Annotated in this window: 19 protein-coding genes; 7 read left to right on the plus strand and 12 right to left on the minus strand. The window is 72.6% G+C overall.

Annotated features, from left to right (window positions below; genetic code table 11):
* The first annotated feature begins 169 nt into the window (after nucleotides 1-169).
* Genes ACFY3J_RS30425 through ACFY3J_RS30445 form a run of 5 tightly spaced genes read left to right on the plus strand, consistent with a single transcriptional unit; the run spans nucleotide 170 to nucleotide 5,899 of the window.
* Nucleotides 170-3,046, plus strand: coding sequence for a nitrate- and nitrite sensing domain-containing protein (locus ACFY3J_RS30425; RefSeq protein ID WP_384171428.1), 2,877 nt, complete (start codon nucleotides 170-172; stop codon nucleotides 3,044-3,046).
* Nucleotides 3,043-3,549 (plus strand): roadblock/LC7 domain-containing protein, encoded by a 507-nt coding sequence (locus tag ACFY3J_RS30430; RefSeq protein ID WP_384171425.1) that lies wholly within the window; start codon nucleotides 3,043-3,045, stop codon nucleotides 3,547-3,549. Before ACFY3J_RS30425 ends, ACFY3J_RS30430 begins: the two co-directional genes overlap by 4 nt.
* The gene (locus ACFY3J_RS30435; RefSeq protein WP_384171422.1) at nucleotides 3,546-3,959 is read left to right on the plus strand and encodes a DUF742 domain-containing protein; all 414 of its coding nucleotides are present in this window, start codon (nucleotides 3,546-3,548) and stop codon (nucleotides 3,957-3,959) included. The genes ACFY3J_RS30430 and ACFY3J_RS30435 overlap by 4 nt, the downstream gene beginning before the upstream one ends.
* Nucleotides 3,940-4,578 (plus strand): ATP/GTP-binding protein, encoded by a 639-nt coding sequence (locus ACFY3J_RS30440; protein WP_384171419.1) that lies wholly within the window; start codon nucleotides 3,940-3,942, stop codon nucleotides 4,576-4,578. The genes ACFY3J_RS30435 and ACFY3J_RS30440 overlap by 20 nt, the downstream gene beginning before the upstream one ends.
* A gap of 58 nt (nucleotides 4,579-4,636) precedes the next feature.
* Entirely contained in the window at nucleotides 4,637-5,899 is a 1,263-nt protein-coding gene (locus ACFY3J_RS30445; protein WP_384171416.1) for a styrene monooxygenase/indole monooxygenase family protein, read from the plus strand.
* On the opposite strand, the gene ACFY3J_RS30450 is transcribed toward ACFY3J_RS30445, so the two are convergent.
* The 4 genes from ACFY3J_RS30450 to ACFY3J_RS30465 all read right to left on the minus strand — a co-directional run bounded on the left by ACFY3J_RS30450 (nucleotide 5,896) and on the right by ACFY3J_RS30465 (nucleotide 9,840).
* Nucleotides 5,896-7,017 carry an NlpC/P60 family protein gene (locus ACFY3J_RS30450; protein WP_390842150.1) on the minus strand — a complete coding sequence of 374 codons (1,122 nt, stop codon included), beginning with the start codon at nucleotides 7,015-7,017 and terminating at the stop codon, nucleotides 5,896-5,898. The two genes, ACFY3J_RS30445 and ACFY3J_RS30450, sit on opposite strands and share 4 nt — an antisense overlap.
* A gap of 103 nt (nucleotides 7,018-7,120) precedes the next feature.
* On the minus strand, nucleotides 7,121-7,441 hold the full coding sequence (locus tag ACFY3J_RS30455; protein ID WP_384171410.1) for a hypothetical protein: 321 nt from the start codon (nucleotides 7,439-7,441) through the stop codon (nucleotides 7,121-7,123).
* On the minus strand, nucleotides 7,434-8,093 hold the full coding sequence (locus tag ACFY3J_RS30460) for a TetR/AcrR family transcriptional regulator (protein ID WP_384171407.1): 660 nt from the start codon (nucleotides 8,091-8,093) through the stop codon (nucleotides 7,434-7,436). The genes ACFY3J_RS30455 and ACFY3J_RS30460 overlap by 8 nt, the downstream gene beginning before the upstream one ends.
* 808 nt (nucleotides 8,094-8,901) lie before the next feature.
* Entirely contained in the window at nucleotides 8,902-9,840 is a 939-nt protein-coding gene (locus ACFY3J_RS30465) for a diiron oxygenase (RefSeq protein WP_390842151.1), read from the minus strand.
* Between the two features lie 152 nt (nucleotides 9,841-9,992).
* Between ACFY3J_RS30465 and ACFY3J_RS30470 the strand changes: the two genes are divergently transcribed.
* Nucleotides 9,993-11,105: a ferritin-like domain-containing protein gene (locus tag ACFY3J_RS30470; protein WP_390842189.1), complete on the plus strand. Its 1,113-nt coding sequence runs from the start codon at nucleotides 9,993-9,995 to the stop codon at nucleotides 11,103-11,105.
* Here ACFY3J_RS30470 and ACFY3J_RS30475 read toward each other — a convergent pair.
* The 7 genes from ACFY3J_RS30475 to ACFY3J_RS30505 all read right to left on the minus strand — a co-directional run bounded on the left by ACFY3J_RS30475 (nucleotide 11,087) and on the right by ACFY3J_RS30505 (nucleotide 17,966).
* Entirely contained in the window at nucleotides 11,087-11,605 is a 519-nt protein-coding gene (locus ACFY3J_RS30475) for a DUF3291 domain-containing protein (RefSeq protein WP_390842152.1), read from the minus strand. The genes ACFY3J_RS30470 and ACFY3J_RS30475 overlap by 19 nt on opposite strands.
* 44 nt (nucleotides 11,606-11,649) lie before the next feature.
* Nucleotides 11,650-13,119 carry a penicillin-binding transpeptidase domain-containing protein gene (locus ACFY3J_RS30480; protein ID WP_384171396.1) on the minus strand — a complete coding sequence of 490 codons (1,470 nt, stop codon included), beginning with the start codon at nucleotides 13,117-13,119 and terminating at the stop codon, nucleotides 11,650-11,652.
* 19 nt (nucleotides 13,120-13,138) lie between these two features.
* Nucleotides 13,139-14,500, minus strand: a complete 1,362-nt coding sequence (locus ACFY3J_RS30485) for an FtsW/RodA/SpoVE family cell cycle protein (RefSeq protein ID WP_384171393.1) — start codon at nucleotides 14,498-14,500, stop codon at nucleotides 13,139-13,141.
* A 43-nt stretch (nucleotides 14,501-14,543) separates the two neighbouring features.
* Complete coding sequence (locus ACFY3J_RS30490; RefSeq protein WP_384171390.1) at nucleotides 14,544-14,996, minus strand: SH3 domain-containing protein; 453 nt, start codon at nucleotides 14,994-14,996, stop codon at nucleotides 14,544-14,546.
* 166 nt (nucleotides 14,997-15,162) lie between these two features.
* Nucleotides 15,163-16,503, minus strand: coding sequence for an ATP-binding protein (locus tag ACFY3J_RS30495; RefSeq protein WP_384171387.1), 1,341 nt, complete (start codon nucleotides 16,501-16,503; stop codon nucleotides 15,163-15,165).
* Nucleotides 16,500-17,297, minus strand: a complete 798-nt coding sequence (locus tag ACFY3J_RS30500; protein WP_384171384.1) for a hypothetical protein — start codon at nucleotides 17,295-17,297, stop codon at nucleotides 16,500-16,502. The genes ACFY3J_RS30495 and ACFY3J_RS30500 overlap by 4 nt, the downstream gene beginning before the upstream one ends.
* A 162-nt stretch (nucleotides 17,298-17,459) precedes the next feature.
* Nucleotides 17,460-17,966, minus strand: a complete 507-nt coding sequence (locus tag ACFY3J_RS30505) for a protein phosphatase (RefSeq protein ID WP_390842153.1) — start codon at nucleotides 17,964-17,966, stop codon at nucleotides 17,460-17,462.
* A gap of 156 nt (nucleotides 17,967-18,122) precedes the next feature.
* Here ACFY3J_RS30505 and ACFY3J_RS30510 point away from each other — a divergent pair, with 156 nt between their 5' ends.
* On the plus strand, nucleotides 18,123-18,935 hold the full coding sequence (locus tag ACFY3J_RS30510; protein ID WP_390842154.1) for a nuclease-related domain-containing protein: 813 nt from the start codon (nucleotides 18,123-18,125) through the stop codon (nucleotides 18,933-18,935).
* Nucleotides 18,936-19,095: 160 nt separating this feature from the next.
* Here ACFY3J_RS30510 and ligD read toward each other — a convergent pair whose 3' ends face one another.
* Nucleotides 19,096-19,977 (minus strand): non-homologous end-joining DNA ligase, encoded by an 882-nt coding sequence (ligD, locus tag ACFY3J_RS30515; RefSeq protein WP_390842155.1) that lies wholly within the window; start codon nucleotides 19,975-19,977, stop codon nucleotides 19,096-19,098.
* Nucleotides 19,978-20,046: the final 69 nt, after the last annotated feature.

Below are 20,046 nucleotides of genomic sequence, written 5' to 3' on the forward strand. Positions count from 1 at the left end.
AACCGATGCAGGTCCCCCCTGCTCGAGCGGAGTCGAGAGCGTGGGGAGGGTGTACGCACCTGTCCGCGCCAGCTGACGGGGCACCACCCGGGCCCATGAGTACACGAGTACAGGAATGCGAGCACCGGTGCAGAAGAAGCGGCCTCGGCGCGCAGGCAAGCAGACGGCCATGGCAGGAGACCCGGCGCAGATGCCCGGCACGCCCCCCGTCACCCCCGTCGGCAAGGGCCGTCCCACGCATGTGCGCAACCGTCTGATCGCCGCCGTCGCCGTCGTGGCCGCCGCGGTGGCGGGCGCGGGCGCGCCCTCCCTGATAGCCGCCTCCGGGCAGGTGAGCGACTCCCAGAACCTGGTGACGCTCGCCGGGCAGACCCAGGACGCGCTCACCCTCGCCCACTCGCTGGCCGACGAGCGCGACGAGGTCACCTCCTACGTCGCCGCCGGCCGCCCCGGGTCCAAGGCGCCCTCCGAGCAGCGCAGCACCCGCGTGGACCGCCAGGTCGACGAGCTGCGCGCCGACCAGGACATGCCGGCCTGGCTGCGCAAGGACCTCGACGGCATCGCTGCCGTACGCCGCTCCGCGCTCACCGGGCAGAGCACCGCCCTCCAGGTCCACCAGGCGTACTCCACCGCCATCACCGACCTGCACAAGCTGGCCCAGCAACTGGCCGAGCGGATGCCCACGCGGGCCGGCTCCGGCGCCCACGCGCTCGCCGAGCTCGACACCGCCGTCCAGCAGGCCGCCGCGGCCCGCGGGCTGCTGCTCGCGGCGCTGAACGTGCCGTACACCACGCAGACCGTCTACAGCCCGGTCACCGGCCTGCCCACGCAGGCCAACACCTCCTCGGAGGCCGAGACCAAGCAGCGCGACGCCCTGAGCGCCGCCGCCCAGCAGGCCCGGCTGCGCTCCGACGCCGCCCTCGCCGGCTTCCGCGACAACGCGCCGCAGGCGGCCCGCACGTCGTACGACTCCACGGTGAGCGGGGCCGAGGTCGACAGCGCGGAGAAGTACCTCGCCTCGCTCACCCAGCAGCCGACGCTCTCCGACAGCGACCTGGACACCAGCGTCAAGAAGGCCGACGCCGCGCTCAGCGCCCGCCTCGACCTGATGCGCGGCGCGGAGTCCTCCCTGTACGACCGCCGCACCAAGGACCTGGCGCAGCTCCGTGACGACGACGTCACCGCGCTGGAGATCCGTATCGCCCTGCTCGGCGCCCTGCTGCTGGTCACCATCGGCATCGCCACCGGGCTCGCCCGCACCCTGACCCGGCCGCTCGCGGTGCTGCGCCTGGGCTCGGCCCGGCTGGCCGGCGCGCAGGACCCGGCCACCGAGGAACCCGTCAAGTTCACCGGTCGCAACGACGAGTTCGCGCAGGTCGTCCGTTCCGTCAACACCCTGCACGCGCAGGCCGTCGCGCTCGCCGAGCGGATCGCCACCCTGGAGACCGACCGCAAGCACCTGGTCGGCCAGCGCCAGAAGATGGCCGACGCCCGCGAGGAACTGCGCGCCGAACTCGCCGACTCCGCCGCCCAGCTGGAGCGGCTGCGCAGCGGCATAGGCGGCAGCTTCGTCAATCTGGCGCTGCGCACGCTCGGCCTGGTGGAACGGCAACTCACCGTCATCGAGGGCCTGGAGGACCGCGAGCAGGACCCGGACCGGCTGTCCACCCTCTTCAAGCTCGACCACTTCGCCACGGTCATGCGCCGGCACAGCGAGAACCTCCTCGTGCTGGCCGGCTCCGAGCACGTCCAGCAGCACGCCGGACCGGTCCCGCTGGTCGACGTCGTGCGCGCCGCGGTCAGCGAGATCGAGCGCTACGAGCGTGTCCGCATCGCCGCGCTGCCGCCGCACGCGCACGTGGCGGGCTTCGCGGCGGACGACCTGTCCCACCTGCTGGCCGAACTCATGGAGAACGCCACCTCGTTCTCCCCGCCCGACCAGCCCGTCGAGGTCTCCGGCTGGCTCCTGGAGAACGGCGAGGTCATGCTCTCCGTCCAGGACGAGGGCATCGGCGTGCCCGAGGAGCGACTGGCCCGGCTCAACGCCCGCCTCACCGAGTTCGACCCGAAGTCCGCCTACGACAAGGAGGGCGACCAGGGTCTGGGCCTCGGCCTGTACGTCGTGGCCCGCCTCGCCCACCGGCACGGCGTGCGTGTGCAGCTGCGCGAGCAGAAGCAGGGCGGCATCGCGGCCGTCGTGGTCGTCCCCAAGTCCGTGCTGGCGACCGCGCCCGCCTCCGCCGTCGCGGACTCCGCCCAGGCCCCGGGAGAGGCCCCCGCGGTCTCCCTGCCCGGCGCCGACGCCGAGGCCAACTCCAACGTCCTGCCCGCCCGCGCCGAGGGCACCGACCCCCTGGTCGCGCTGGCCGAGAAGGCCGTGCGCGAGGCGGAGGCGGCGAACGAACAACCGGCCACCGGGGATGCGGCGCACGAGGAGCCGGTGAACGAGGGACCGTCCACCGAGGACCCGGCGGACGAGGGCTCGGCGGACGAGGAACCGGCATCGCCGTCCGAGACGACGATGGAACTCCTGATCCCGTCGCCCGCGGGGGAGCCGGATCCGGCGCGCCCGCACCCCGGCCCCACCGACGTCGAGCAGGCCCCGCAGGGGCCGTCCGCACCCGACCGGGAAGCCCCCACGGGCACCGCGGCCGGGAGCGAACCGGCCGAGGACGAGGCCGCGGCCCCGCTCCGGCGGGAAGCCCGTGCCGAGGGGAGCGAACCGGCCGAAGGCGGCGCCGAGGCCGTCCGCACCACACTGCCCCCGCAGCAGAACACCCCCGCCGACGGCGAAGCCGAGGCGGAACACCACCGGACCCCCGATGCGTCGGAGGACGAGGTCACCGCCAAGGGCCTGCCCAAGCGGACCCCGAAGATATCCGCCCCCGCCCCGGCCCCGCGCCAGCGCAGCGCTTCCGTGGACGCCGAGGCACTCCGTCGCCGCCTGGGTGGCTTCCACCGGGGAGCACGGGAGGGCTACCGCGAGGCGGAGGCGGAGATCACCGACCAGAACACGGGGGGCACAGTCGAGGAGGCAAGCAGTTGACCGCGCCCAGTACCTTCGGACTGAGCAGTGAGGCCCGCAACCTGCACTGGCTGCTGACCAACCTCGTCGAGGAGGTCCCCGGCATCGAATCCGTGGCCGTGGTCTCCTCCGACGGGCTCCTGCTCCTCTCCTCGGACCCCGGCCGCAACGACGAGGCCCGCCAGGCCCGCGAGACGCGCACCGGTCCCCGCGGCTCCGCCGCCGACCTCGCCACCATCGTCTCCGGCATCGGCAGCCTCACCCTCGGCGCCGCCAAGCTGATGGACTCCGGTGGGGTCAAGCACACGATGGTCGCGATGGACGAGGGCAGCCTGTTCGTCATGTCGATCAGCGACGGGTCGCTGCTCGGCGTGCACGGCTCCGCGGAGTGCGACATGAGCGTCGTGGCCTACCACATGGCGCTCTTCGTCGGCCGTGCCGGACACGTCCTGACGCCGGAACTCCGCAGTGAGCTGCGCAAGTCCCTGGAAACCGACGGGAGTACCCAAGGAGCGGGCCGATGAGCGATACGTCCAAACGGCAGCTCCCGGTACGCGGCGGCGACCGCAAGGCCTCCCGCGTACGCCCCTATTCGCTCACCGGCGGCCGTACCCGCTTCGGCCACGTCCTCCTGGTGGAGACGTTCGTGGCCGCGCTGGAGGCCCCGGAGGAGCGCAAGGAGCTGACCAACGGCTCGCTCGCCAACCAGGGCATGCCCGAGGTGCGGGCCATCGTCGAACTGTGCCGCCGCATGCGGACGGTGGCGGAGATCGCCGCGCTGCTGAAGATGCCGCTCGGCGTGGTCCGCGTGCTCCTGAGCGACCTCGCGGACCAGGGAAAGATCCGTGTGTACGGAACCGGAACCGGTCATGGCACGGGCCGGCCGGACCGCGCGCTGCTGGAAAGGGTGCTGAGTGGACTCCGCCGTCTCTGACGCCGCCGTGGGCGTCCCCCCGCTCGTCGAGGCCGACGAGGCCCTGCAGCCCTGGCAGACGGACCGTACCCGGGCCCCGGTCGCCACGAAGATCGTGGTGGCCGGCGGCTTCGGTGTCGGCAAGACCACGCTGGTCACCGCCGTCTCGGAGATCACGCCGCTGCAGACCGAGGCGCTGATGACCGAGGCGAGCGAGGAGACCGACGACCTCACCGACACGCCGGACAAGGTGACGACCACCGTCGCCATGGACTACGGCCGGATCACGCTCGACGACGACCTCGTGCTCTACGTGTTCGGCACGCCGGGCCAGCAGCGGTTCTGGTTCATGTGGGACGACCTGGTGCGCGGCGCGATCGGTGCCGTGGTCCTGGCCGACACCCGCCGTCTGAAGGACTGCTTCCCGGCGCTGGACTACTTCGAGAGCTGCGGGCTGCCGTACGTCGTCGCCGTCAACCACTTCGAGGGCAGCGAGCAGTTCGACCCGGAGGACGTGCGGGACGCGTTGACGATACCCGCACACATACCTGTCATGATCATGGACGCGCGGCGCCGGATCTCGGCCATCGAGACCCTGCTGGCCCTCGTGGCCCACGCACTCGAGGAGACCCCGGAGTAGTACCCGCTCCCCGAGCAGTCCAGCGAGCAGTCCCGAAGTCGTAGGAGGCAGCACCCGTATGCGGAAGATACTCGTCGTGGGGGCCGGGCAGTCCGGTCTCCAGCTGGCCCTCGGACTCCAGTCCCACGGGTACGAGGTCACCCTGATGTCGAACCGGACCTCGGACGAGATCCGCACCGGCCGGGTCATGTCGACGCAGTGCATGTTCCATACGGCCCTCCAGCACGAGCGCGACCTGAAGCTGAACTTCTGGGAGTCCCAGGCCCCGAACATCGAGGGCCTCGGCGTCTCGGTCGCCGCCCCCGGTTCCTTCGACCCCGGTCCCTCGCAGCGCGCGATCGACTGGGTGGGCAGGCTCGACGGCTACGCGCAGTCGGTCGACCAGCGGGTGAAGATGGCCGGCTGGATGGAGACGTTCGCCCAGCGCGGCGGCCAGCTCGTCATCCACGGCGCCGCGGTCGGCGACCTGGACTACTTCTCCCGCACGTACGACCTCGTCCTCGTCTCGGCGGGCAAGGGCGAGCTGGTGAAGATGTTCGAGCGGGACGCCTCCCGCTCCCCGTACAGCGAGCCGCAGCGCGCGCTGGCGGTGGCGTACGTGCACGGCCTGGGACCGCGCCCGGAGCACCCGGAGTTCGACGCGGTCCGCTGCAACCTGGTGCCCGGCGTCGGCGAGATGTTCATCATGCCGACCTACACCCTCTCCGGCCGTGCCGACATCCTCTTCTGGGAGGGCATACCCGGCGGCCCGCTCGACGCCTTCCGCGGTGTCAAGGACCCGTCCGAGCACCTCGCCCTGACGCTGGACCTGATGAAGACGTTCCTGCCCTGGGAGCACGCCCGGACCGCCGGCGTCGAACTCACGGACGCGGGCGGCACGCTCGCCGGCCGTTACGCCCCGACCGTGCGCCAGCCGATCGGCCGGCTGCCCGGCGGCGGCCTGGTCCTCGGTGTCGCGGACGTCGTCGTCGCCAACGACCCGATCACGGGCCAGGGCTCCAACTCGGCCTCCAAGTGCGCCGCCGCATACCTGGCCGCCATCGTCGAGCACGGCGACAAGCCGTTCGACGAGGAGTGGATGCGGCAGACGTTCGACCGCTACTGGGCCACCGCCCGGCACGTCACCAAGTGGACCAACGCCATGCTGGCCCCGCCGCCGGAGCACGTCCTGAACGTCCTCGGGGCGGCGGGCCAACTCCAGCCGGTCGCCGACCGCTTCGTGAACTGCTTCGACGACCCGTCCGACCTGGAGAACTTCTTCTTCGACCCGGACAAGGCCCAGGCCTACCTCGCCGAGGTCTCCGAGGCCTCCACCGTCTAGAGACTCGCGTCCGGCCCGGCCAGGGCGCCCTCGGGGAGCCCCTGCGGCGGTGTGTACCGCCGCAGGGGCTCCCCGCCCGGATCGGGCCGTACGGCGCCCAGCACCGGGTTGGCCGTGACCGGTGACACCTTCACCCTGGTTCCGGGCCGCGGGGCCTGCACCACCATCCCGTCGCCGAGGTAGAGGGCGACATGCGTGGCCCGCGGGAAGTAGACGACCAGGTCGCCGGGCCTGAGATCGCGGAGCGGGATGCGCTTCAGCCGGGCCCACTGCTCCTGACTGGTGCGCGGGATGGGCGTCCCGGCGTGCTTCCAGGCCTGTGAGGTCAGCCCCGAGCAGTCGTACGCCTGCGGGCCCTCGGCGCCCCACTGGTAGGGCTTGCCGAGCTGGCGCACGGCGTAGCGCACGGCCTCGTCGCCCTCCTGTGACGGCGTGCGGGCACCGCGGAGCGCCCCGGAGGCCAGGAACGAGCTCTGCGCCGCGGTGATCCCGTTCGTCTCCCTCCGGGCGAGCGCCGTCACCTGCTCGGCGCTGAGCGAGGCCAGCAGCTTCTCCACGTCGCGCAGCCGTCCCTGGACGTCGTCCCGCGCCTGCTGCTGGCGCCGGGCGAGCACCAGCCGGGTGTCGACCGCCTTGCGGGCCTCGCGGGCGAGGACGGCGGCCTTCTTCTCGTTGCCGGTGAGCCGGTTGACCGTCTCGGCCCGCTCCCGCGCCAGTTGCCCGATCAACTCCCCCTCCGCCAGCGCGTGCTGCGGGTCGGGCGCCAGCAGCAGCCGCAGGTACGGGGAGAGTCCGGTGCTGCTGCCCTGGTACTGCTGAAGGGCCAGCCGTGCCGCCTTCGCGCGGCTGTCGCTCAGGGCGCGCCGGGCTGCGCCGAGGTCGGCGCCGAGGCGGTCGGCGTCGGTGAGCTGCCGCTTCAGCTGCGCGGCGGTGGAGTTGTAGGTCTCGGTGGCCTGTTCGGCCTGCCGGTACAGCTGGTGAAGGTCCGTCAGCAGCTGGGCGACGGACCGCTGTCCGGGCTGCTGTGGTTCCGGCACGGCCACGGCGACCACCGGTACGAAGGCGGCATGTGCCGCCACCGCCGCCGTACACACCAGACGAGGCAACCTTCCTGACACGTCATCACCTCCCGTGCGGGGCGGTATTTCCGCTCCGCACCGTGAGGATTCGACGTATGAACGGACTTTCTGTGCCGATGGTGCGCCGTACGGCGCAACGAGGTCACCCGTCGGTGGCGTCCGGCTTGCCGCCGGCCCGGTTCTCCGGCTTGGACCACGGCCATTTCAGCCGGCCGCCGCTCCTGCCCTCGGGGTCGAACTCGTACTTCCAGCCCCTGGGCAGTCCCAGGCGCTTGCTGTGCCCGCGCGGCACCCGCCGGTAGACGAGCACGGTCGGCGGGCCGCCCGCGGCGTCCGGCACCGGGATGCGGTAGGTCTTCGGCGGGTTCCCGGTGGGTCCCACCAGCACGGGCAGCACCCGCCCGTCCATGGGGCCGCCCTCGAAGGGGGTGTCTTCGCTCTTCACGGCACCAGTGTCAGCCATCCGCCGAGGCCAGGGCGCGCCCCACCAGCTCGGCGGTCTGCGGGTCCCGGGCGGCGGTCACGGTGAGCACGGCCGCGAACTGCTCGACCAGCCAGTCCCGCAGCTCCTCGGCGGGCGGCTGCTTGTCCTCGTCCAGCCAGATCAGGGAGGCGGCCTCCACGGCCGTGATCCACATCCGCACGGTCATGCGCAGGCGGGGGCCGGGGTCCGTGACCTCCAGATGGCTCAGGATCCGCTCGGCGGCGGCCCGGCGCACGCCGTCCACGATGGCCGTCGTGCGGGAGGTCTCCACCACGCTGCCGCCCTGGAGCAGGGCGGTGAACCCGGCGTCGTGCTGGTCGACGAAGGCCAGGTACCGGTCCAGGGCGCGGGCGAGGCGGGGCAGCAGCGGGCCCTGTTGCGGCTCGTCGAAGCAGTGCCTCAGCTCATCGGCGGCGGACCGCAGGGCGGCCTCGTACAGCTGCTGCTTGCCGCCCGGGAAGTACCGGTACACCAGTGGACGCGACACCCCCGCCGCCTCCGCCACGTCGTCGAGCGACACCTCCTCGGGCGCCCGGTGCGCGAAGAGGGACAGAGCCGCGTCGAGCAACTGGGCCCGCCGCTCCTCGACACTGAGGCGACGGTACGCGGGACTGGACGCGGCAGGGCTCATGACCAGCAGCGTAATCGGCCTCCGCGGCCCACGGACCTACGCCCACGCCACCAAGCCCGCCCACTCCGGCCCGGCCCTGCTGCCGCCGGAGCGGGCGCGACGGATTGGGCGCGACGGATTGGGCGTGGCGGATCGGCGCGCGACCGGGGCCGGCGGACTGGGCGTGCGAACGAGGACTGACCGGGGGCGCGAGCCGGGACGGCGGACCGGGCGCGGCGCAGTGGAGGTACGGGGGCCCTGGAGCCACCGCAGTGACGCGCACCGCAGTGCCGCGTGGCCTCCGCGCCCCCCGTGGCCCGTGCCCGCAGGCGGGAGGGCTGGACCTTGCGACGTCTGGTGGTCGTGCGGTCCCTGCCGGCTTCCCGGCCCGGCGCCCGGCCTGCGCGGCCCGTGGCCCCCCGCGACGGCGGTTTTCGCCGGTCGGGCGGTTTCGTGTGCGGTGCGGGTCGCGGGTCGTGTGGCCTGGTGTGGGTCTGCTGGGGTGCCCGGGGTGTTGCGGGGTGCGTTCACGCCGTGGGTTCGTCCCTGCGGCGGTGGCTTTCGCCGGTCGGGCGGTTTCGTGTGGGGTGCGGCTCGCGGGTCGTGCGGCCCGGTGTGGGTCTGCTGGGGTGCCCGGGGTGTTGCGGGGTGCGTTCGCGCCGTGGGTTCGTCCCTGCGGCGGGCGGCGCTGCCGGTCCGGCGGTGGGCCGGCCGGATCCGTATCGGGTCGGCGGTGCCGGACGTGGGGGAGCCGCTGTCAGGGGCCGGCCCCCTGTCGAGGCCGGCGGCCCCGGGCATCGCGGGGCCGCTCGGGCGGGGCCCGGCCGGGTCAGGCCAGGAGGCCTGAGGATTGCCAGAGGCGGCGGCCGACTCCGCGGAGGACGCCGATGTCGTCCAGGAAGTCCGTCAGGCGCTTCGCGCCCGTCTGCATGACCTCCCGCCGGTGCCCGCTCGCCTTCACCTGGGCCATCGCCTCCCGCTTGTCGAGGCCCACGTTCGTGTACACCTCGGGGTTGACGAAGGCTACCGAGAAGACCCGGGCGAACTCGCCCGAGGTGATCCGGGTGAACTCCTGCGACCACTTCGGCGCCGTCATCATCTGCCGACGCAACTCCTCACGGGCGTAACGGACATGGCGCGCCTCCTCCACGACGTGGATCCGCGTGACGCCCCGGATCAGCGGCTGCACCCGCTCGTCCGGGAACGTCAGCCGCTGCATCCAGTCCAGGACCTCCTCACCGAGCAGGGTCGCGGTGAAGGACCCGGGGGTCGTGGAGATCGTCTTGAAGAGCCGGCCGAGGTTCTGGTGCGCCCGGCTCACCGGGTACCAGGGCGTCTCGCCCCGCGATATGACGCGGGCGAACATCTTCGAGTGCCGGCACTCGTCCTCGATCTCGGTCAGCGCGTACCGCACGTGCGCGCTCGTGGCCGCCTTGTCGTAGATGTGCCGTACGAGCAGCTGCATGAGGATCAGCTCGAACCAGATGCCGAGCGAGGCGAGCGCCGCGGCCTCGTGCCGGGAGAGCAGGATCCGCTGCTCCTCGCCCATCCGCTTCCACAGTGGCGTGTCGTACAGCGACACCAGCTCCGGCGGCCAGAACCACTTGCCCTCCTCGAAGGGCGCGTCCCAGTCCAGCTCCTTGTCCGGGTCGAAGGAGTGCCTGGCGGAAGAGTCGAGCAGCCGCTCGGCCACCTGCTCCCGGTCCTTGAGCAGGCCGAGCGCGTCGCGCACGCCTGCGAGGGCGCCGTCTTCCGTCACGGTCGTCATGGCTGTCCCACCTCGTCGTACGGGATGTGGCTGGGTCGGCTGGTTACCCACGGGTCAGGTTCTCCGCCTCTTATGAGACTGCCTGTCAGCAAGCCCGTCAATGCCTTGCGCACGACTTGTTGACTCAACGTCTACGTGTGAACCTGCGAAGTATGCCGACCTACGACCTGTACGCCAGGAATCCGGGGGACTCGCGCTGGCAGGTCCCCGCGACCGGCGCGGCTCGCTTCAGCTGGGAGTACGACGACGGCCGCGACCGCCTCCTCGCCCTCTACCAGAAGGGCAAGGACAAGCAGTGGGACGGGCAGAAGCGGATCGACTGGGATCTGGAGGTGGACCCGTACGATCCGCTCGGCACCCCCGAGGAGGCGATGACCCTCTACGGCACCCCGCACTGGGCGAAGATGTCCGACCGTGACAAGGGCGAGCTGCGCCGCCACTTCGCGTCCTGGCAGTTCAGCCAGTTCCTGCACGGCGAGCAGGGCGCGATGATCTGCGCCGCGCGGATCGTGGAGTCCGTCCCCGACCTGGACGCCAAGTTCTACTCGGCGACCCAGACCATGGACGAGGCCCGGCACGCCGAGATCTACGGCCGATTCCTGCACGAGAAGATCGGGATGCTGTACCCGATCAACGACAACCTCCAGTCCCTCCTCGGCGACACCCTCCGCGACAGCCGCTGGGACATGCCGTACCTGGGCATGCAGGTGCTGATCGAGGGCCTCGCCCTGGCGGCCTTCGGCATGATCCGCGACACCACGGACAAGCCTCTGCCGAAACAGATCCTCGCCTACGTCATGCAGGACGAGGCCCGCCACGTGGCCTTCGGCCGCATGGCCCTGCGCGACTACTACCGGCAGCTCACCGACGCCGAACTGCGCGAACGTGAGGAGTTCGTCATCGAGGGCTGCTACTTGATGCGCGACCGGCTGCGCGGTGTGGAGGTCCTGGAGAACTTCGGCATCCCCGGGGGGGAGGCCGAAGAACTCAGCGAGCACTCCGAATTCCTCCAGCTCTTCCGCCAGTTGCTCTTCAGCCGCATCGTCCCCTGCGTCAAGGACATCGGCCTGTGGGGCAAGCGCCTCCAGCAGGCCTACGTCGACATGGGCGTCTTCGAGATGGGCGACTCCAACCTGGACCGGCTCATGGCCCAGGACGAGGAGATCGCCGAGAAACTGGACGCGGAACGCTTCGCGATCGAGGAACGGGAGCGGGTGGCGGAGGTGGAGGAGGCGATCGAGGAGGGTCAGCGCCCCACCGGCTGATCACCCGGCTGCTCGGGCGCCCCGCCGGTCACCGGCACCGCCCGCCGGGGCGGGAACGTCGCGCGCAGGGTGAACGCGTACTCGGTCGGACCGTGGTCACGGAGGTGGAGGAGCCGTTCCTCCGCCTCCGCCACCGTGGGACGGTGACCGGCCGGAACCCACCACAGCGCGGTGACCGCCTCCGTCGGCCGCTCGAAGAACTCCCGGCGGCGGGCGAGCATCTCCCGGTGCCGGCCCCGGTACATGTAGGCCGTCAGGGCGTTCGCGTCCCGCCACACCGACATGTTGACGATCAGCCACGCGTCGCCGAACACCGCCACGTCCGTCGCGTTGCCGGAGTCGCTCTTCAGTCGCCAGACGAAACCGTCCGCGGCGTCCGCGTCGGCGTTCACCGGGTCGAGCGCGTCCACGAAGTCCTTCAACTGCGGTGAATCCAATGGGGCGTTGAGTCGGGCAATGTTGACCTGGGCGAGTTCGTGCACCGATGCCGGAATCGTCATGCCCGAACGGTAGGGCGGCCACGGCGGCCCCCGGCACCCCCGTCTCACCCAGCGGGCGGCGCGTGCAGCACCGTCTCCATCACCGCCCTGGCGATCGGCGCCGCCGTACCGCCCCCACTGATGTCGCCCCGCCGCGCGGACGCGTCCTCCACCACCACGGCGACCGCGACCCTCGGCTCCACGTCGTCGTCGCCCTGCGCCCAGGAGACGAACCAGGCATACGGCGTACCGGCGTTGCCCAGGCCGTGCTGGGCGGTGCCGGTCTTGCCGCCCACCGTGGCCCCGGGGATCGCCGCGTTCCCGCCGGTGCCCTCGGTGACCACGTCGGCCATCAGCTCCCGCAGCCGCGCCGCGGTCGTCGGACGCATCACCTGCCGCGCGGGCCGGGAGCCGGCCGTGGAGACCGTGCCCCCGTTCCGGCGGGTGGTCCGCTCCACGAGGTACGGCGGCCGCGCCTGCCCGCCGTTCGCGACCGCGGCCGCCACCATCGCCATCTGAAGCGGAGTCGCCCGCGTGTTGTACTGCCCGATCGACGACAGCGCGAGCTGCGCCCGGTCCACCCGGGTGTCGAAGGTGCTCGGCGAGACCGAGAAGGGAATCCTCACCTTCTTGTCGTTGAAGCCGAACCCCTCCGCCGCGGCCCGCATGCCCCGCACCCCCACGTCCACGCCCAGCTTCGCGAACACCGTGTTGCACGACCACTCGAACGCATGCCGCAGGGACGCGTTCTCGCAGTCGTCGGCCTCGTTGTACAGCCACGTCCTCGTGCCCGGCAGCAGATACGGGTCGGGGGAGTCGGTCGGTTCGTCCAGATCCCGCACCACGCCCGCGTCCAGCGCGGCCGCCGCGGTGACCACCTTGAACGTCGACCCCGGTGGATACGTCTGCCGCACCGCCCGGTTCAGCATCGGCCGCTCCGGGTCCTCGTTCAGCCGCGCCCACACCGCCGACACCGCCGGCCTGTTCCCGGACAGCAGCGAGGGGTCGTACGAGGGTGTGGAGACCAGCGCCAGGATCCGCCCCGACACCGGATCGATCGCCGCGACCGCCCCCTTGCGTCCGCCCAGCCCCTCGAACGCGGCCCGCTGGGCGGCCGGGTCGATCGTCGTCACCACATTGCCGCCCGGGCTCTGCCCGCCCGCGAAGCCCCGCCACAGCCCGAACCCCGCGAGCATCGGATCGGAGCCCGACAGCACCGCGTCCTCGGAGTACTCCAGGAGCGTCGTCCCGTACAGCTGCGAGGCGAAGCCGGTCACCGGCGCGTACAACGGCCCGTCCGTGTAGGTCCGTTCGAAGCGCAATTGCTCCCGGGTGTCCTTGGAGCCGGTGACCGGCCGTCCGCCGACCAGGATCTCGCCGCGCGGTTGCTGGTAACGGGCGATGGCGGGGCGGCGGTTGGCCGGATTGCCGCCGTACTTCGGGCTCTGGAGCACCTGCAACCAGGCGATGTTCACCAGGAGCGCCACCAGCAGCAGCACGCAGAAGGCCGCGGCATGCCGGATGCACCGGGTCAACGGACGGCCTCCTCAGGGGTCACGGGGCCACCGTCCCGTCGTACTCCCGGCGCGCCACATGGCTCACCCGGATCAGCAGCGCGACGATCGTCCAGTTGGTCACGACCGACGAGCCGCCCTGTGCCAGGAACGGCATCGCCAGTCCGGTCAGCGGGATCAGGCCGGTCACCCCGCCCGCGATCACGAACGCCTGGAGCGCCATGAGCGAGGCGAGCCCGATCGCGAGCAGCCGGCCGAAGGGGTCGCGCAGGGCGAGGCCCGCCCGGTAGCCACGCTCGACGAGCAGCGCGTACAGCAGGAAGACCGCGGACAGCCCGGCCAGACCCAGTTCCTCCCCGGCGGTGGCCAGGATGAAGTCCGACTTGACGGCGAAGCCGACGAGGATGGAGTGGCCGAGGCCCAGACCGGTGCCGGTCACCCCGCCCGCCGCGAAGGAGAACAGCGACTGGGCCACCTGGCCGGGCCCCTGACCGGCCTCGATGGACGCGAACGGGTGCAGCCACTCCCCGAACCGGCTGTGCACGTGCGGCTCCAGCGAGCCGACGGCGACCGCGCCGGCCGCCGCGAGGAGCACCCCGACCGCGATCCACCCGATGCGGCCCGTGGCCACGTACAGCATGACGACGAACAACCCGAAGAACAGCAGCGAGGTGCCGAGGTCGCGTTCCAGAATCAGCACGCAGACGCTCAGCAGCCAGACCGTGACCACCGGCCCCAGCACCCGGCCGGTGGGCAGTTGCAGCCGCCACACCTGGCGGCCGCTGTACGCCAGCGCCCCGCGGTTGGCGGCCAGGTACGCGGCGAAGAACACCGCGAGCAGCACCTTCGCGAACTCGCCCGGCTGGATGGAGAACTCACCCACCCGGATCCAGATGCGGGCGCCGTTGACGGCGGGGAAGAGGATCGGCATCGTGAGCAGGGCGAGCGCGCTGGCGACACCGAGGTAGGCGTAGCGCTGGAGCCACCGGTGGTCGCGCAGCACCAGCACCACCAGGATGAACAGCCCCACGCCGAGCGTGGACCACACCAGTTGGGCGGGCGCGGCCTCGTCGCCCGGTGTCTCCAGGTCGAGCCGGTAGATCAGCACCAGGCCCAGCCCGTTGAGCAGTACGGCGATGGGCAGCAGCAGCGGGTCGGCGTACGGCGCGCGCAGGCGCACCGCGATGTGCGCGACCAGCGCGAGTACGCCGAGCCCGGCGCCGTATCCGGCGGCGCCGGGCGGGACGGTACCGTTCCTCGCCAGGCCGACGGCGCAGTAGCCGCACACCGGCAGCAGGACGGCGAGGACGGTGAGGAAGAGTTCGACGCCGCGGCGCCGGGCGAGGCGGTCGGCGGGCGCGGACGGGGCAGCCGCTGCCACGGTGGTTCCGGCCTGGGTCATGTCCGGAACCTACCCAAAAGGAGAGGCTTGTCCGCCCTGTGTGTCAGCACCAGCGCGGCGAGGGCCCGATGTTGGCGATGTGGCGCGCCGAGCCCCACGCCCAGATGCCGTCCGAGAGCAGGTACCACACGCGGTTGCCGTTCACCTGCCGGCCCAGCGTCTTGCAGTGGATCCACACGACCCGGCCCGGCCGGGCCGCCTGGAGCACCCGGCTGTCGCGGTCGGGGTGGGTACGCAGGGCGAGCCCGCCGCGGGCCGTGACGACGCCCCGGTAGAAGCGCGGGTGGCGGTGGTCGGGGGCGCCGCCGTCCTGTCCGGCCGTGCCAGGCCGGTGCGGCGTGCCGTGCTCGGGTGTCGTGCCGTGCCGGGCGGCCGCCGTCCGGTGACCGCTCCGGCCGCCGTCGTCGGCGGCGGCGGGCGCCACGGCGACCGTGGGGAGGAGGGCGCCGGTGGTGGCCGCCATGGCCAGTCGGGTGAGGGGGGAGCGCGGGGACATGGAGTACCTCCACCTGAGGTGGCGAAGCCCTTCGGAGACGGGCGAGTCTGACTAACCGCCACATTAGGAGTGCCGCATCCCGGAGGCCCGTCACGCTGCGCCATCAGGGCGCCGCCGTCTGAGGGGGCGTCACCCCGGCGCCGGGCCGGGCTCGTCCTGGGACGGGTCACCTGGACGTGGTGTCAGCCGGTCCCGCGTCATCCCGCACGGTGCCGTCGACCGCGTCCGGCCCCGAAGGCGCGGGCGGCTCCTGAGGAAGCGTCAGTGTCGCCACCGCCCCGCCCTCCGGCGCGTTGGCGAACTCCAGCCGGGCGCCCAGCACCTCCGCCTGACCCAGGGCGATGGTCAGCCCGAGCCCGTGCCCGGTCGCGCCGCCCTCCGTACGGAAGCGCTGGGGGCCGTGCGCCACGAGGTACTCCGGGTAGCCGTCGCCGTGGTCCCGCACGGTGACCACCGGCCCGTCCACGGTCAGCACCACCGGCGGCCGGCCGTGGCTGTGCGCGTTGGCCACGAGGTTGCCCAGCACCCGCTCCAGCCGCCGCCGGTCGGTCTCCACGTACACGTCCCGTACGACCCTGACCCGCGTGTCCGTCCCGGCGGCGGCCCCCGCCGCGCGCGCCGCCCGCACCGCTCGCTCGGCCACCGAGCTGAGGTGCCCTGCGTCCAGGGCCGGCCGCTCCCGCCCGGTGTCCAGCCGGGAGATCTCCAGCAGGTCCTCGGTGAGCGTGCGCAGCGCGGCCACCCGGTCGCGCACCAGTTCGGTGGGGCGGCCCGGCGGCAGCAGCTCGGCCGCCGCGTGCAGCCCGGTCAGCGGGGTGCGCAGCTCGTGCGCCACGTCCGCGGTGAACCGCTGCTCGGCCAGCAGCTTGCCCTGGAGCGACGACGCCATGGAGTCCAGCGCCGCGGCGACCGCGGCCACCTCGTCGTGCGGGCGGGACGCGTCCCGCGCCAGCGGGTCGTGCACGCGCGCGTCCAGGTCGCCCGCGCTGATCCGCCGGGCCACGCGCGCGGTGGCGTGCAGCCGCCGGGTCACCCGGGTCACCGCGAACGCGCCGACCAGCAGGGTCGCCCCGATCGCCAGCAACGACGACCACAGGATGGACTGGTCCAGCGCGTCGATGGTGCGGGCCTGCTGCGAGTAGTCGACCGCCACGGCCAGCGTCCGCCCCCGGTCGGCGGGCCCGGCCGCCCACATCGTGGGGCGACCGTGGTGCACGTCGACCATCGTGCCGCGCTGTCCGCTCGCCGCCAGCCGCCGCAGTCGCTCCGGCAGCCCCTCCGGGTCGACGCCGGCGCCCGGCAGCAGCGTGTCGCCCGACTCGAACGCGGTGGTGGCGTCCTTCAGCCGGGACAGGGCGAGGGTGCGTGCCTGTCCGACGGTCTGGTCGGTCACCGAGACGTGCACGAGAACGCCGAGCAGCGCGGCGAGCGCGCAGCACATCACCGTGATGAAGGCCGCGGCCTTCGCCGCGAGCGTCCCGGCCCACCGGGGCAGCGCGACCCTCATCGCACGCTCACGGAGGAGGAGGGGGCGGGGGAGGAGGGGACGGGAGAGGGGGCGGGGGAGGGCGCGCGGGTGGACGGGAGCGGGGAGGTGGCGAGGGGCGATTGGGTACGCGCGTGCGTGGGCCGGTGCCGGCCGGTGCGCAGGAACTCGTCGCGCGAGAACACCATCGCCCGCTGCTCCGGGTCCCAGGACCACGTGGTGCGGTACTCGTACCCGGCGATCCCGGCCGGCGAGCGGATGATCACGGCCCGTCCGGCCAGCTCCACACCGATCACCGCGTCGTCGTTGGCGAACACCTGCAGCAGCCGGTGGCCCTCGAAGGTGTAGACGCGCACGGCGGTCTGGTTGGTCGGGTACAGCCGGAAGCCCAGTGCCATGTCGTCGTGCCCGTCACCGGTGAGATCCCGGTAGTACGGCCGCATGAGGGGACACCGCGACGGGTCCTCCCCCCGGCCGCACTCGGCGAGCCGGTCGGCCGTGTCCTGGTACGGCGCCTTGGCGCTCGTGTAGGCGTCCGGATGCGCGGCCACCTCGGCCCGTACGACGGCCACCGGGTCGACCTCGTGGATGTCGTCACCGGGAGCGGTGACGCCCTTGACCGTCTCGATCTGTATCTCGTCGTAGGGCCAGGCGGGGCTGGCCGCCGGGCGCAGTGAGGGCCACAGCCGGGCCGGGCTGACCGCGGTCGGCGTGGGCCCCGCGCCGCGCAGCCCGCCCGCGTCGCCGCAGGCAGCCGTCGTCGCCGTCAGCAGGGTGGCGAGGGCGGCGACCAGGGCGGAGCGTCTGCGGTACACGTTTCTCCGGTGGCTGGAGGAGAGCTGGAGAGAGGGAACGGCGCGGGTAACAGCCTCGTACACCCTATTCGTTTCGTATGGAAGTCCCTTTTGCTCACGGGCTTTCGTTTCCCTTGGGGGCCGCGGGCCGCCACCGGTCGGAGCGCACCCCCGGTGAAACGGTTACTCGGTCAGCTCCTCCAGCAACCGTGCCGTCGACAGACCCGTCCGCAGATAGTCGACGAACAGCTCGTTGTGCAGCGCCCAGGGGGAGCGGCGGGCGCGGATCAGCCGGATCGCCTCCTCGGCGGTGCGTCCCTGGCGGACCAGCGCGTGCGCGACCACCAGCCCCGAGCGGTTGTATCCGGAGTAGCAGCGCACGAGGACCCGGCGGTCCTGGTCCAGTGCGTCACAGGCGGCCCGGGCCAGCCGCATCACCCCCGCGAGCTGCGTCCCGTCCAGCGGCCCGTCGGGTATCGGCCACACATGGTGTTCGACACCCGGGTCGGGTCCGTGCCCCGGCAGCCTGAGCAGAGTCTGCACAAGATCGAACTCATCGCGCACGACGGCGAGTTCCAGTTGCCCGGAGTGCGTCCTGAACTCGTGCCCGCCCATCCACAGGCCGGTCACGATCTCGCTCCACGGGCTGTCCGGAGCCGGTACGTCGGGCTGCTTCCCGCGGGTCCGCAACGGCGCCTCCCCAACTCCCCCTCCGAACCGGAGCCCGTCCTCGGGCTCCCGCCTGCCTGGCGGCGTCGGACGTCCGACGGCAGGCTCTCTCAAGGTAGCCAAGTTCTTGCCCCGGGAGCACCCCGCCTGTTCCCATGGTCGTGGGGGTGATGGTGCATGAGCGGACACCGCGGACTGCGCGTCATACCGACCTGGCGCCACGGACAGGAACGGCTGTACGTCTGCCGGCCCGACGGCAGGAACATCGCCTGGTACGACCGTGAGGCCGCCCGGGTCAACCTCCTCAGCGAGGGCGAGCAGGAGGACGTGCTCCAGGCCCTGGGCCCCTTCCTCACCGGCCCGGTGGCGGTGGGGCCGCCCCCTGTGCCCACTCCCGCCGAACTCGCCCGCCTGAGCCTGCACCCGGACGACGACCTGGCTCCCAACCGCCCCGGTGAGGCGCTGCTGATCGCGCTGGACCGGGAGCCCGCCCCCGCTCACCGCATCCGCCCGGACCCGCGCCGCCGCGCCCTGACCGCCGAGCAGACGGTGGGCGAGGCCCTGGACCACCTCGACGGCGCCGGCTGGCACGCCCTCCATTCCGTCCCGCTGCCCGGCGGCGACCGCATCCACCACCTGGTCATCGGCCCCGGCGGCCTCTTCGCCGTCCACGCCCTGTACGCCCGCAAGCAGCGCGTCCGCATCGACGACCCGATGGTCGCCCTCGGCCGGCACGACCCCGCCCCCCTCCTGCGCGACCTCCGCAGCCGGGCCGACCGGGCCTCCTACGCCCTGACGGCCGAGGTGCACCCCGTCCTGGTCCTGACGGACCCGGCCGCCCTCCGCGTCACCGTCCAGCCCAGGGGCGTACGCGTCCTGGAACCCGCCGACCTGGGGAACCTGACCCGCCTGGGCGCCCTGCTGAAACCGGCGGACGTGGAAGCACTCCACGCGATGGCGAGGGACCGCAGGACGTGGGAGCGGGTGTGACCCGTCGGCCGGGCCGAGCGGGCGTGACCGGATGACCTGGTTCCCCCCGAGCGGGCGTGACAGCGTGACCGGATGACCTGGTTCCGCCCGAGCGGGCGTGACAGCGTGACCGGATGACCTGGTTCCGCCCGAGCGGGCGTGACCGGACGGCGGGTTCCTCTCACGGCAGCGCGGCCGCACGCCGAGGGTCCAGCAGGGGGGCCAGCAGGTCACCGTGGTCCCGCAGCCGGGGCACGATGTCCGGTGCCCGGAACTCCAGCCGCCCCGGCGCCCGGCACCCCGCCACCTCCTCCCACGTGACCGGCGCCGAGACCGTCGGCTCCCGGCGGGCCCGCAGCGTGTAGGGCGCCGCCGTGGTCTTCCGCGCCGCGTTCTGACTCCAGTCGACGAACACCTTCCCCGGGCGCAGACTCCGCGTCATCCGGTGCAGCACCAGATCGGGCATGGCACGCTCCGCCTCCACGGCGAGCCCCTTCGCGTACTCGGACGTCCGCGCGCTCGAAGCCCCCCGTACCGCGGCCAGCAGATGCAGCCCCTTCGATCCGGACGTCTTCGCGTGCGCCTCGATCCCGTCCCCGGCCAGCCGCTCCCGCAGCCACAACGCCACCCGGCAGCAGTCCACGACGCTCGCCGGCGCCCCTGGATCCAGGTCGAACACCAGCCGGTCGGCCTCCTCGGGTGCCTCGGCCAGCCACTGCGGGGTGTGGAACTCGGTCACCAGGTTGGCCGCCCACATCAGACTCGGCAGATCCTGCACGAGGACCATCCGCGTAGCCCCCGCCGACCTCGGCACCTCGGCCGTCGTCACCCACTCGGGCGTACCAGGCGGCACGTTCTTGGCGAAGAACACCTGCCCGTCCGGCCCGTCCGGGTACCGCAGGAAGGACACCGGCCGGTCCCGCAGATGGGGCAGCAGCGCGTCGGCGGCCGTCGCGTAGTAGTGCAGCACCTCCCCCTTGGTGAACCCGGTCGCGGGATACAGCACCTTGTCCAGGTTGCTGAGCGCGAGCCGTCGCCCCTCCACCTCCGTGATCGGCGCCATACGATAAGAAAACCATGGAAACTGCTTGAATCATGAGAAACGGGCCAAGCGGAACAGACAGCTCAGAGA

The sequence above is a fragment of the Streptomyces sp. NPDC001231 genome, from assembly GCF_042896885.1.
Lineage (GTDB): Bacteria > Actinomycetota > Actinomycetes > Streptomycetales > Streptomycetaceae > Streptomyces.

Bases quoted from the DNA above. Each gene is read 5' to 3' on its own strand.
- ACFY3J_RS30475 (WP_390842152.1), bottom strand. From the start codon at position 11,605: ATGACGATTCCGGCATCGGTGCACGAACTCGCCCAGGTCAACATTGCC.
- ACFY3J_RS30485 (WP_384171393.1), bottom strand. From the start codon at position 14,500: ATGACCCAGGCCGGAACCACCGTGGCAGCGGCTGCCCCGTCCGCGCCC.
- ligD (WP_390842155.1), bottom strand. From the start codon at position 19,977: ATGGCGCCGATCACGGAGGTGGAGGGGCGACGGCTCGCGCTCAGCAAC.
- ACFY3J_RS30435 (WP_384171422.1), top strand. From the start codon at position 3,546: ATGAGCGATACGTCCAAACGGCAGCTCCCGGTACGCGGCGGCGACCGC.
- ACFY3J_RS30510 (WP_390842154.1), top strand. From the start codon at position 18,123: ATGAGCGGACACCGCGGACTGCGCGTCATACCGACCTGGCGCCACGGA.
- ACFY3J_RS30495 (WP_384171387.1), bottom strand. From the start codon at position 16,503: ATGAGGGTCGCGCTGCCCCGGTGGGCCGGGACGCTCGCGGCGAAGGCC.
- ACFY3J_RS30465 (WP_390842151.1), bottom strand. From the start codon at position 9,840: ATGACGACCGTGACGGAAGACGGCGCCCTCGCAGGCGTGCGCGACGCG.
- ACFY3J_RS30425 (WP_384171428.1), top strand. From the start codon at position 170: ATGGCAGGAGACCCGGCGCAGATGCCCGGCACGCCCCCCGTCACCCCC.
- ACFY3J_RS30470 (WP_390842189.1), top strand. From the start codon at position 9,993: ATGCCGACCTACGACCTGTACGCCAGGAATCCGGGGGACTCGCGCTGG.
- ACFY3J_RS30490 (WP_384171390.1), bottom strand. From the start codon at position 14,996: ATGTCCCCGCGCTCCCCCCTCACCCGACTGGCCATGGCGGCCACCACC.
- ACFY3J_RS30460 (WP_384171407.1), bottom strand. From the start codon at position 8,093: ATGAGCCCTGCCGCGTCCAGTCCCGCGTACCGTCGCCTCAGTGTCGAG.
- ACFY3J_RS30445 (WP_384171416.1), top strand. From the start codon at position 4,637: ATGCGGAAGATACTCGTCGTGGGGGCCGGGCAGTCCGGTCTCCAGCTG.
- ACFY3J_RS30455 (WP_384171410.1), bottom strand. From the start codon at position 7,441: ATGGCTGACACTGGTGCCGTGAAGAGCGAAGACACCCCCTTCGAGGGC.